Origin of the sequence: Nocardia flavorosea NBRC 108225 (assembly GCF_001613385.1) — a bacterium.
Classification (GTDB): Bacteria; Actinomycetota; Actinomycetes; order Mycobacteriales; family Mycobacteriaceae; genus Nocardia; species Nocardia flavorosea.
In genome coordinates this window covers 394,465-406,349 of the sequence record NZ_BDCG01000002.1, presented here as the reverse complement: position 1 = coordinate 406,349, position 11,885 = coordinate 394,465, and the positions used below count along the sequence as shown (strand labels likewise).

At 67.8% G+C, this 11,885-nt stretch carries 12 protein-coding genes; 8 read left to right on the top strand and 4 right to left on the bottom strand.

Annotated features, from left to right (window positions below):
- Positions 1-29 precede the first annotated feature (29 nt).
- The 4 genes from NFL01S_RS01985 to NFL01S_RS01970 form a co-directional block, all read right to left on the bottom strand.
- Positions 30-227 carry a hypothetical protein gene (locus NFL01S_RS01985; protein WP_157116155.1) on the bottom strand — a complete coding sequence of 66 codons (198 nt, stop codon included), beginning with the start codon at positions 225-227 and terminating at the stop codon, positions 30-32.
- Between the two features lie 234 nt (positions 228-461).
- On the bottom strand, positions 462-1,406 hold the full coding sequence (gene sigJ, locus NFL01S_RS01980) for an RNA polymerase sigma factor SigJ (RefSeq protein WP_062971318.1): 945 nt from the start codon (positions 1,404-1,406) through the stop codon (positions 462-464).
- An 82-nt stretch (positions 1,407-1,488) separates the two neighbouring features.
- The gene (locus tag NFL01S_RS01975) at positions 1,489-2,376 is read right to left on the bottom strand and encodes an ATP-grasp domain-containing protein (RefSeq protein ID WP_062970794.1); all 888 of its coding nucleotides are present in this window, start codon (positions 2,374-2,376) and stop codon (positions 1,489-1,491) included.
- A gap of 79 nt (positions 2,377-2,455) precedes the next feature.
- Positions 2,456-3,118, bottom strand: coding sequence for an IclR family transcriptional regulator (locus NFL01S_RS01970; protein ID WP_157116218.1), 663 nt, complete (start codon positions 3,116-3,118; stop codon positions 2,456-2,458).
- Between the two features lie 189 nt (positions 3,119-3,307).
- On the opposite strand from NFL01S_RS01970, the gene NFL01S_RS01965 reads away from it, so the two are divergent.
- The 8 genes from NFL01S_RS01965 to fahA are packed head-to-tail and all read left to right on the top strand — an operon-like array spanning position 3,308 to position 11,478.
- Complete coding sequence (locus NFL01S_RS01965) at positions 3,308-3,754, top strand: nuclear transport factor 2 family protein (protein WP_371851751.1); 447 nt, start codon at positions 3,308-3,310, stop codon at positions 3,752-3,754.
- A gap of 49 nt (positions 3,755-3,803) precedes the next feature.
- Positions 3,804-4,640, top strand: a complete 837-nt coding sequence (locus tag NFL01S_RS01960) for an SDR family NAD(P)-dependent oxidoreductase (protein ID WP_062970790.1) — start codon at positions 3,804-3,806, stop codon at positions 4,638-4,640.
- Positions 4,633-5,415, top strand: coding sequence for an SDR family NAD(P)-dependent oxidoreductase (locus tag NFL01S_RS01955; protein WP_084492326.1), 783 nt, complete (start codon positions 4,633-4,635; stop codon positions 5,413-5,415). The genes NFL01S_RS01960 and NFL01S_RS01955 overlap by 8 nt, the downstream gene beginning before the upstream one ends.
- Entirely contained in the window at positions 5,415-6,854 is a 1,440-nt protein-coding gene (locus NFL01S_RS01950; protein WP_174555624.1) for an FAD-dependent oxidoreductase, read from the top strand. The genes NFL01S_RS01955 and NFL01S_RS01950 overlap by 1 nt, the downstream gene beginning before the upstream one ends.
- 19 nt (positions 6,855-6,873) lie before the next feature.
- Positions 6,874-8,196, top strand: a complete 1,323-nt coding sequence (locus NFL01S_RS01945; protein WP_062971314.1) for an MFS transporter — start codon at positions 6,874-6,876, stop codon at positions 8,194-8,196.
- A gap of 47 nt (positions 8,197-8,243) precedes the next feature.
- Positions 8,244-9,440 carry a homogentisate 1,2-dioxygenase gene (locus NFL01S_RS01940; protein WP_062970784.1) on the top strand — a complete coding sequence of 399 codons (1,197 nt, stop codon included), beginning with the start codon at positions 8,244-8,246 and terminating at the stop codon, positions 9,438-9,440.
- Positions 9,437-10,300 carry a hypothetical protein gene (locus NFL01S_RS01935; RefSeq protein ID WP_062970782.1) on the top strand — a complete coding sequence of 288 codons (864 nt, stop codon included), beginning with the start codon at positions 9,437-9,439 and terminating at the stop codon, positions 10,298-10,300. The genes NFL01S_RS01940 and NFL01S_RS01935 overlap by 4 nt, the downstream gene beginning before the upstream one ends.
- Positions 10,297-11,478 (top strand): fumarylacetoacetase, encoded by a 1,182-nt coding sequence (fahA, locus tag NFL01S_RS01930; protein ID WP_062970780.1) that lies wholly within the window; start codon positions 10,297-10,299, stop codon positions 11,476-11,478. The genes NFL01S_RS01935 and fahA overlap by 4 nt, the downstream gene beginning before the upstream one ends.
- Positions 11,479-11,885: the final 407 nt, after the last annotated feature.

The following is an 11,885-nucleotide window of genomic DNA, read 5'->3' as shown; positions in this document are numbered from 1 at the left end:
GCGGCGGGACAGGTCGAACGTCGATCGGGCTATCGGAATCCGCAGAGTTCCTCGGCCACCGTCCACAGTTCCCGCTCACGGTCGGGGGCGTAAAATTCGCCGGACGAACGGGCCGGACGGTCGCGGTCGATATAGCTACCGGTGGTGGACGTAATGCGTCCTGACGAAATATCGGCGAGGTGGTGCCCGGCGGTTGCGCGGCCGCCGGCGAGCGGGGGCATCGTCATGATCGGCAGGAGGTAACGCATGGCGAACCGGATACCGGATCGGCATTGCGGGTCAATCCGGTACCCACGTACTGGAGGTCCCGGGCGTCGACCTGAAAGTTGTCGTCTACACGGCTGCGGCCGGATCACCGGAAGCGGAGAAACTCGACTCCCTGCGGGTCGGCGTGGTCCGGTTCCCGGACCGGCACATGGGATGACCACGGCGGCTTCGCGCGTGCCCTCGGCCAGGACGGGTCACCACTCCACCGGGAGGGGCAGATGTGGTGCCGTCGCGGCCCACTGGCGACGCACACGACCCAGTTTGTCCGGGTTGACCTGGACTCGGATCGTCCGGATACCGTCGGAGGCGGACTCGAGGCAGAAGACACCGAGGATCTGTCCGTCCACCTCGACCAGCAGTGCCGGACCATCGTTGACGGTGACGCTGTAGAAGGCCGGCCGGCCGCCGATGAATGCCCGCTTGGCAGCGGTCGGGTGGAACAAACCGCTGAGGTAGCGGGCGATGGCGAAGCCGCCGAACACAGGGCCTCTACGTGCCGGAACTCGGCCGCCACCGTCGGCGATGCTGATCGCGTCGCCGGTGAGCAACCGGATCAGTGGTTCGGTATCGCCGCTGAGGGCCGCGGTCAGGAATTCCCGGACGATGTCCCGCGCGGTCGCCGAGTCGACGGAAGTACGGGACCGCTCGGTGGTCACATGCTGTTTCGCGCGCCGGTAGATCTGCTGGGAGTTCGCCTCGCTGAGGTCGAGCATGTCAGCGATCTCCCGATGCTGATACTCGAATGCCTCCCGCAGCACATACACTGCTCGTTCTTTCGGTGACAGCCGTTCCAGCAGGGTGAGCATCGCGAGGGACACCGATTCACGTTGCTCGACCGTATCGGCGGGGCCGAGTATCGGGTCACCGCACAAGGCCGGTTCCGGAAGCCACTGCCCCACATAGGTTTCCCGCCTGGACCGCGCCGAGGTCAACTGATTGAGACAGAGGTTCGTCAGCACCTTCGTCAGCCATGCCTCGGGGGTTTCGATCCGTTCCCGGTCCGCCGCATGCCAGCGCAGAAAGGTCTCCTGCACCGCATCCTCGGCATCCCCGGCCGAGCCCAGCAGCCGGTAGGCGATCGCCTCGAACCGTCCCCGCAACCCTTCGAAGAGATCGGCCTCGTGCGAACTGAGTGACATTGCTACATCGTCGACCATGCCCGCAGGACGAGTCCAGCCGACCCGTGCCCCCCGTCGGCCCGCATTTCCGGAACGTGCCCGGTCACTCGTTGCCCGGCGCAGCGCTGCCCGGACCTGCCGGGGCGAACTCGTCGCGCAGGGCCCCGACGAGAGTTTCCGGCGGGATTGTGCGTGGCCGGTCGCTGACCTGACCGTCGCCGAGTTCGATCAGTCGCCAGGTGCCGTCGGCACGCAGCGCGAAATCCGCTGTGACGAAGGGCAGCCCTAGATCGCGGATCGGCTGTTGCGCGATAGCGGCTTCGAAGCCCGGGGAAGGCGTCTCCTCCGGACTGTCGGGATGGGGGCCGATGAGGTGGCAGCTGCCACCGATCCACCAGGTCCGTATCTCGGCGGATATGAACGGCTCGTAAGCGCGCAGAACGAAACCGCCGGTCAAATCCACACCACGCAATTCCCGGAACCGGCTCGCCACCCGCCAGGCGGCCGCATCGTCACCTGTCTCGGGCATGAAGGCGGCATCGTTCCAATAGTGCTTCATCGACTTCGTGTAATCACGCAGTACAGCGGGGCCCGCGCCCAGACGTTGCCGTGCCCGGTCGAACTCCGCCCGTGCGGTGCCGGTTGTCCATACCGACCGCGGTGTGAGGTCGCTGAGTTCGGCGTACCAGCCGGGCAGTTCGTGCGCCCGCCGGTATTGGTCCGGCGTGGTGCGCAGGACGATGTTCCGGCGGCGCAGCGCATCCGCGAATTCGGCGTACCGCTCGCTGCGCACCATCCAGCCCCGGTATACGGCAATCCCTTCGGCATGCACTCGCCGCACCGCCTCCTCGGCGCCGCCCGGCCGGGTGATCCGGTCGTGATCGACCAGAGCCACGTCGATCCCGAGGGCACGCGCGGCCTGGGCCTCGGCGGCGAAATGGTCGTCGGGGCGGCGGGGACGGAGCGAATCGGCGGGTACGAGCAGGATCATGGCCGGTATCGTCGCCCATCGACGCCGGGCGGGCCAATCGGTTTCGCCGAGTCGTCCACCGCAGGCGACGTCTGCTGTGTCAGTGCAGGAGTGTGCCCAGTTGCCGGGCGGCCTCGGCAACCGCGGTGGCGAGCGCGCGTTCGTCGTCGATTTCGAATACCGAGATTCCGATCGACGACAGCGGTGCGCCGCGGCGCCGGGGGATGAGGGCCGAGATGCCGTACACCGTGGAGACGACCTCGCCGCGGGTGACCGCGTAACCCCGCTCCCGGGCCGTCTCCACTTCCGGGCGTTCGCCGGGGACCGGTGGCAGGGCGGCCAGCATCGCCAAACCGGCCGATCCCCGGTCGAGGGCGTGCACCTGGCCCGGCCGGAACGCCACATGCACCTCGGCATTGCGCGGCTCCACCACCACCAGCGCGCGCACCTCGGACGCGCTTTCGCGGAGAACGAGGTGGACAGTGGCACGCGTACGTTCGGCGAGATCCTCCATCACCGGCCGGGCCACGGTCCGCAGATCTTGTTCCACCGGCTCGGCCAGGGTGACCAGGCCTGTGCCGAGCGTGACCCGTTTGGTGTCGTCACGGCGGCACAGGCGGTGGGCTTCGAGGGTGCGGACCAGCCGGTGCGCGACCGTCCGGTGCACGCCGACCGCGTCGGCGAGATCGCTGGTCGAAAGCCCGTGCGGATGACGGGCCAGCACCTCGAGGATCGCCACTCCATGGTGCAGCGTTTTCGACATTCCGGAGTCCAGCTCGACCGCGAGCGTGTGCTCGCCGGCCGGTGCCGTGCTGTGGTTCATCTCGTCCTTCTTGACTTCTGTGAGGGCGGACACTTAGCCTTCATGCATATCGCACAGTGTGTGCGATTATCGCACGGCCGGAGGGTGGGGGCAAGCCGGCCGATCAGCGATCACCCGAGGAGAATGTCGATGAACACGGTGTCGCCCGGAGGTCTGCCCGATCCGGCCACGGTGGCCGCGGTCCACCAGCTGTACGGCTTCCAGAGCCACTACATAGACAACGGCCGCGCCGCCGACTGGGCGGCCACGTTCACCATGGCCGGGGAATTCCATTCGCCGAGCTATCCCGGACCGGTGGCAGGCCGGGCTGCGCTCACCGACTTCGCCCGCGGCTTCTACGAGGCGGCGCAGGCGGCGGACGAGATCCATCGGCACGTGGTCACGAATATAGCGATCCGGCAGCTCGACGACTCGACGCTCGAGGCCGGTGCCTATCTGCAGATAATCGCCACCCCCCGCGGCGGCCGCTCGCTCCTGGTACGGATGACCACTTTCGAGGACCGCCTCCAGCGCACCGACGATGGCTGGGCGATCACCCGTCGCCGCGTTTCGCGCGACGACACACCTCCGGCATAACCCGGTCACCTCGACTTTCTCCCATTTTTCATCTCAGGAAGGACCAGAAATGAGCACCACCACGGACCGGGACAATCCGGGCCGCACCGACGCGGCCCCGATGACCGCGCAGTACCCGGAAATGGCGGGCAAGGTCGCCGTTGTCACCGGTGCGGCCCAGGGGATGGGTGCGGTATTCGCGGCGGGCCTGGCCGCGCGCGGAGTGTCGGTGGTGGCCGCGGATATCAACGAGGATCAGGTCGTCACCACCGCGGAACGGATCAATGCCGAACTCGCCGGGAACGGCTCGGACGTATCACCCGGCCGGGTCGTCGGTATGCGCGCCGATGTCACCGCGCCCGCCGACCACGAGGAACTCGCCCGGCGTGCCGTCGCCGAATTCGAGCGGATCGATTTCTGGATCAACAACGCCGGCATCTTCCCGTTCGCCCCGGCCGAGGACATCTCGCCCGAGCAGATCGGCGCGACCCTGCGGGTGAACGTCGAGGGCGTGCTGTACGGCGCGCAGGCCGCGGCGCGGCATATACGGCCCGGCGGCGCGATCGTGAACATGTCGTCGGTCTCCGCCCTGCGGGTGCGGAAGGGCCGGGGCGCTTACTGCACCTCCAAGGCCGCGGTCGCGCATCTGACCGAATCACTGGCAGTCGAATTCGGTGACAAAGGGATCCGGGTGAATTCCATCGCTCCCGGCTACATCGATACCGCCATGACCCGCTGGGTCCAGGACGATCCCGCCGCGCTCGCGCACGCCCTCGAGGTGGTCCCGCTGCACCGGCTCGGGTCGCCGGAGGAAGTTTTCGGACCGCTGCTGTTCCTGCTGTCCGACAGCGCCCGCTACATCACCGGGCACAGCATCGCCGTCGATGGAGGCTCGCGCCATGTCTGACCGTCCGGAGTACCCCGGAGTCGTCCTGGTGACCGGCGCCGCGGCCGGTATGGGCGCGGCCCATGCGCGGGCGCTCGGCGCACTCGGCACCCATGTCTGTGCCGCGGATATCACCGACACCGCCGAACTGGTCGCCGAGATCACCGCGGCCGGTGGTTCGGCCAGCGCTCATCTGCTCGATGTCGCCGACCGATCCGCCTGGGACCGGGTCGTCGACGAGATCCGCACGCAGCGCGGGGAACTCGGTGGCCTGGTCAACAATGCCGGTATCTCGCGGCGGCTGGAATTCACCGACACCCCGGACGAGATCTGGGAGAAAACGCTGCGGATCAACCTGTCCGGCCCCTTTTACGGGATGCAGGCGGTGGCGCCGCTCATGCGGGATTCCGGCGGCGGATCCATCGTCAACATCTCCTCGATCACCGGGCAGATCGGCTACTTCTCCCCGGCGTACTCGGCCAGCAAATGGGGGCTGACCGGGCTGTCGAAATCGGCGGCCGGCGGCCTGGCGAAATGGGGTATCCGGGTCAACTCGGTCCATCCGGGTCTGGTCGGGACCGCCCTGGTCACCGGTTCGGGTGGGTTCGTGGAATCGTCTCTGCGGTCCATTCCGATGGGGCGGATGGGCGCACCCGAGGAGATCACCGACGCCGTACTGCATCTGCTGTCGAGCCGGTCGAGCTATATGACCGGCAGCGAGGTCACCGTCGACGGTGGACTGGTGTCCAACGGCCTGTACCACCGCATCGTCGCCGAAACCGACGGGAGCCTGTGATGGACGACGAATTCGATGTGATCGTGATCGGCGGGGGAGGGGCCGGTCTGGCGGCCGCGGTCTCGGCGGCCGAAGACGGCGCCTCGGTGCTGCTGTTCGAATCCGAACGGGAACTCGGCGGCTCCACCCAACTGTCCGCGGGACTGTTCACCGCGGCGGGAACCAGCGTGCAGCGCGCCCTCGGGATCGAGGATTCGCCGGACAAGTTCTTCCAGCACTACATGGACCTCAACCAATGGGTGTTGCGCCCGGGACTGATCCACGCCTTCTGCGAGAATGCCGGACCGACACTCGAATGGCTCATCGGCCTCGGACTCGAGGTTCCGGCAGCCGTTTCCGGTAACGCACACCAGCCGGGCCTGACCCGCGCGGGAGTGGAGGACGTGTGGCGCGGGCACGTACCGAAAGACCAGGGCTACGGTCTCGTCCAAGTCCTCGCCGGGGCCGCCCGCGCGCACGGGGTCGAAGTGGTGCTGGGCACGCGGGTGGAGAGACTGCTGGTCCAGGAAGGACGGGTGGCAGGAGTCGTCGCCGACGGAATCGATATGCCTGCGGAAGCTGTCGTCGTCGCCTCCGGAGGTTTCGCCCAGGATCCCGGGTTCGTCGACCGCTACTTCCCGGACGCGCGGGAAGCGGGCGAATCCCTGTTCGTCGTCGCCGCACCGGGCAGCCGGGGCGACCACCTGCGCTTCGCCGAAGCCGCCGGCGCGTCGCTGACCGGCCACGGCTGGGGCCTGCTCATGCCGACCGTGTACTTCCAGCGCTACCACCACTGGCAGTCCGGATTCCCGCCCGCCTCGCGTATCCATGTGAACCCGCAGGGCAGGCGTTTCATGGACGAGGACGCGTCCTACGCGGTTTCCACCGGAATCCTGGACCAGCACGGTGGCTACGGCTGGATGATCTTCGACGAGAAGGCCCGGACCGGACTCGCCCCCGGATACACCGACTGGACCGCCGAACGGGTGGCCGAGGAGGCCGCGGCCGGACGTACGGTGCGGGCCGGCAGCTGGGACGAGCTGGCGGCAGCCATCGGAGTCCCGGCCGCTGCCCTGCGCACGAGTATCGATCGGTGGAACGCCGAATTGCCCGCGGGTCAGGACACCGAATTCCGTCGGCACGTCTCACTGGCCGCGAAAGGTGTCACCGAGCCGCTGGACCCGATCGAAACAGGACCTTTCTACGCGGCCAGGATCCTGCCCGCGGAACTGGTCTGCACCCACACCGGCCTCGAGATCGACGCACGCGCCGCCGTACTCGATACCACCGGTGCACCGGTGACCGGACTCTTCGCCGCCGGTGAGGCCGGCGGCGGGGTCCTCGGACAGCGCTACGTCGGCGGCGGCAACGCGGTCGCCAACGCGCTCACCATGGGCCGGATCGCCGGCCGCAGCGCGGCGCTCGCGTCGCGCACCCTCTCGAACGCACAAGGACGATGACATGTTGGGAAACGAGCTGATGCCCGAAGCAGCGCACCGCTCCGAAACGGCCGCCGGCACCGGCCCGGCCAAGGCGCAGTCGCCGGTGAAAGTGGTCCGCGCGGCGGTCGTCGGCACCGTCGTCGAGTACTACGACTTCGGCATCTACGGCTATATGGCGACGGTGATCGCCTCGCTGTTCTTCGTCTCGGAGAACGATACGGCCGCGATGCTGGGAACCTTCGCGGCCTTCGCGGTCGCCTTCTTCCTGCGGATCCCCGGCGGTATCTTCTTCGGCCATATCGGTGACCGCTACGGCCGCAAGAGCGCGCTCTCGTGGACCATCCTGCTGATGGTGATCGCCACCGTCGTCATGGGCCTGCTACCCACCTATGTCACGCTCGGCGTCTGGGCCACGGCCATCCTGGTGCTGGCCCGGTGTGTGCAGGGTTTCGCCGCCGGCGGAGAACTCGGTGGCGCCAATGCCTTCGTCTCCGAATCGGCGCCGCCGCGCTGGCGGGCGACGCAGACCTCGATGGTCAATTCGGGCACCTACCTCGGCTCGCTCGTGGCCTCACTGGTGGCGCTGGGCCTGACCTCGTTCTTCGACGAGGAAACCATCCTGTCCTGGGCGTGGCGTATCCCGTTCCTGCTCAGTGTGGTGATCGGCGTCGTCGGCATCTGGATCCGCAACCATATGGAGGACACCCCGCAGTTCGAGAAGCTCTCGGAGAAGGGCGAGACGAAGAAGCTGCCGATCATGGAGTTGCTGAGCACCTCCGGCGGCGCGGTCGTGAAAATCATCTTCCTCGGTGCCCTGATCACCGGTGGCTACTACATCGCCTCGGTGTACGCCGCCACCTATCTGCAGACTTCCGGCGGGCATTCCTCGACGCTGGCGTTCCTGTCCACCTCGCTCGCGCTGGTACTCGGTGTCATCACCCTTCCGATCGCCGGCTATCTCGCCGACCGCTACGGCCGCAAACCGGTGCTGTTCGGCGGTAGCGCCGCCGCAGCGATCCTCGGTGTGCCGATGTTCATGCTGATGTCCGGGTCAGGGGCATGGCAGGCCGTGGTCGGACAGTCGGTGCTGTTCATCTGCGTCTCGGTCGTCAACGGCGCCTCGTACGTGACCTATGTGGAGATGCTCAAGGCCTCGGTGCGCTACAGCGGCCTGGCCCTGGGCAACAACACCACCAATATGCTGCTCGGCGGTACGGCACCGTTCGTCGCGACCTACCTCATCGACCTCACCGGCAATTCGCTGGCACCCGCCGGATACTTCGTGTTCTGCGCGCTTCTCACGCTGGTGACGGTCTTCTTCATCAAGGAAACCAAAGGTATCGCCCTGCGGGTGGACTGATTCCGCGCCCGTCATCGACACACACCCGACTTCCCGAGGAGGCAGGCATGGCGTACTACCGCCGGCTCGGCGATGTTCCGCCGAAACGTCACACCCAGCACCGCGACGACAGCGGCCGGCTGTACTACGAGGAGCTGATGGGCGAGGAGGGATTCTCCTCCGATTCGTCCCTCCTCTATCACCGCGGTATACCGTCGGCTATCTCCGGATCGACCGTCTGGGAGTTGCCGGACCAGACCACGGAACCGAATCATCCGCTGCGGCCGCGGCACCTGAAACTGCACGAGCTGTTCCCGCAGGAGAGCTGGTCGCAGACCGATATCGTGACCGGACGCCGACTGCTGCTGGGCAACGCCGATGTGCGGATCTCCTATGTGGTCGCGCGGCAGACCTCGCCGCTGTACCGCAATGCCCTCGGCGACGAGGTCGTCTACGTGGAATCCGGTGCGGCGCGGGTCGAAACGGTTTTCGGAGCGCTGGAGGCGCGGCCCGGCGATTACGTGGTGATCCCGACGTCCACGACCCATCGCTGGATCCCCCGCGGCGACGAACCGGTGCGCGCGTACGCGATCGAATCGAGCAGCCATATCGCGCCGCCCAAACGCTATCTCTCGCGATACGGGCAGCTCCTGGAGAACGCGCCGTACTGCGAACGCGATCTGCACGGGCCGTCGGAGGTACTGCTCGCCGACGGCACGGATATCGAGGTACTGGTCAAGCACCGCACATCCCGTGGGATCGTCGGCACCCGCATGGTGTACCCGCGGCACCCCTTCGATGTGGTCGGCTGGGACGGTTGCTTGTACCCATACACCTTCAACATCGACGATTTCGAACCCATCACCGGTCGCGTGCACCAGCCCCCGCCGGTGCACCAGACGTTCGAAGGCAACGGGTTCGTGGTGTGCAATTTCGTCCCCCGCAAGGTCGACTACCATCCCCTGGCCGTCCCGGTGCCCTACTACCACTCGAATGTCGACTCCGACGAGGTGATGTTCTACTGCGGCGGGAACTATGAGGCGCGCAAGGGATCCGGGATCGGCCTGGGTTCGGTATCGGTACATCCCGGCGGCCACGCCCACGGCCCGCAACCGGGCAGTATGGAACGTTCCCTGGGCCTCGAGTCCGTCGAGGAGACCGCGGTTATGGTCGATACTTTCGCGCCGCTCGAACTGGGGGAAGGCGCGCTGGCCTGCGAGGATCCGAACTATGCCTGGTCGTGGCTGGGAAAGGCGGTCGGATGATCCCCGCCCTGCTGCGCGGCCTGTGTGACGACGCGGCGCTCTTCCCACCCGGTAACGCACCGCTGCCGGCCGCGCTCACCGCGCATGCCCGCTACCGCGACAGTGCCTTCGCGGCATTGGTCGGTCCGTTCATCTTCCCGATTCCCCGACTCGCCGAACTCGCCGCGTCGCACCCCGCACCGATCGAGGTGGTCCTTACCGCGCCCGAGGGCCCCGGCACGGTGGCCACCGCCCTGGACCGGGCGTCCGAGATCGCCGGGGTCACCGTCGTGGGCGTCGAAATCGCCGCCCGGCCAGGACAATCGGCGGAGGAGTTCTTCGCGGAGCTACCGGCGGCAAAACCGCGATGGCCGGAACTCGCCGTCTCGGTCGAGGTTCCCCGGGACGGCCGCCGGCCGCAATTCTTCGACCGGCTCGCGGACTCGCCGTATGTGGCGAAATTCCGCACCGGAGGGGTGGTCGCCGAGGCCTACCCGGGCACACCGGAACTCGCCGCCGCCATCCGATCGGCCGTCACCGCCGGCACTCCGTTCAAAGCGACCGCGGGCCTGCATCATGCGGTCCGCAATACCGATCCCGCGACCGGATTCGATCAGCACGGATTCCTCAACCTGCTGCTCGCGACGCACCTGGCGCTGGCCGGCGCCGATACCGCCGAACTCGCCGACATACTGGCCGACCGGGACGGTCGCGCGCTCGCACAGCAGCTGGCCGCACTGACCGACGGCGAGACCGCCGCCGTGCGGGCAGCGTTCCGCTCCTTCGGCACCTGCAGTATCGGCGACCCGTTGACCGAGCTGGTGGGTCTGCATCTGCTTCCCGCCGCCCTGCGGCCCGTCCCCGAAAGTTCAGCACCATGACCGTCATAGACATACCCGCCGATTCACTGTTCGGGATCGGCAATCTGCCCTACGGTTCCTTCTCCACCCCGGGTACCGCGCCCCGGATCGGTGTGCGGGTGGCGGACAAGGTCGTCGACCTCGCACTCGCGCTCGACGACGACGTGTTCGCCCGGCCGGTCCTCAACGATTTCATGGCCCGCGGCCCGCGGGAATGGTCGCGGGTCCGGGCCCGGATCACCGAACTCGTCCGCGGCGAGATCGACGCGGACGCCGTGCACGACGTCGCGGACGTGATGATGCACCTGCCCATCGCCGTCGCCGACTACGTCGACTTCTATGCCTCCGAACACCACGCCACCAACCTGGGCCGGCTGTTCCGCCCGGATTCGGCGCCGCTCATGCCGAACTGGAAACATCTGCCGGTCGGCTACCACGGCCGCGCCGGTACCGTGATCCCGTCCGGCACCGATATCGTCCGCCCGTGCGGGCAGCGCAAAGCCCCCACCGAGCCGGCGCCGTCCTTCGGGCCGTCGCGTCGACTCGATATCGAGGCCGAACTGGGCTTCGTTGTCGGAGTACCATCCGCACCCGGCACGGTGATCACACCGGACGAGTTCGCCGATCACGTCTTCGGCGCCGTGGTGGTGAACGACTGGTCGGCGCGCGATATCCAAGCGTGGGAGTATGTCCCGCTGGGCCCGTTCCTCGGCAAGAGCTTCGCGACCTCGATCTCACCGTGGGTGGTACCACTGGCCGCGCTCGAGGCGGCCCGGGTCGACACCCCGGTACAGGACCCGGAGCCGCTGCCCTACCTGCGCGGTACCGAGAAATGGGGTCTCGACATCGATCTCACCGTCGAATGGAACGGGCAGATCGTCTCCCGCCCGCCGTACGCCCAGATGTACTGGTCGCCCGCGCAGATGCTGGCCCACACCAGCGTCAACGGTGCGACGGCGCGCACGGGTGACCTCTTCGCGTCCGGGACGATCTCCGGACCCGAGCCGGACCAGCGCGGCGCATTCATCGAACTCACCTGGGGCGGTGCGGAACCCGTCGAGGTGGCCGGCGAGACCCGGACCTTCCTCCAAGACGGCGACGAGGTCGCCATTGCCGCCACCGCGCCCGGACCCGAGGGCTCACGGATCGGATTCGGGGAGGTCCGGGCCCGGATCCTGCCCGCCACACAGGTGGGCTGATGAGGGGCGAGGTCGTGACGCCGGTGCGTTCCCGCGTCACGACCTCGCGATCAGGCCGGCGTTCGGAGGCGGGACGGCAGCAGACGGCCGTCGGGGCCATAGTCACCGCCTCTGGATGACGTACTGCTCGGGTGCACCGGACACGTCTGGCGAGATCGGTGACCACACCGCCGCCCCGCCGGCGGTGTGGTAGCTCCGGCTGATCGAGACCATGCCGCCGTTCGCCGGCACCGAGTCGTTCGACGGGGCAGCACCGGCGCGCTCGACCTACTGGGTCCGGCATCAACAGGCCGGCTTCCGGCGCGCTCGGCGGCGAGATCGAACAATGGCGCATCTCGCCGCCCGGGGGACGGCCTCCCGAGAGGGCGGCGCCGTCCGGGAACGGCTCGGGTCGCAGGCGTGGCCCT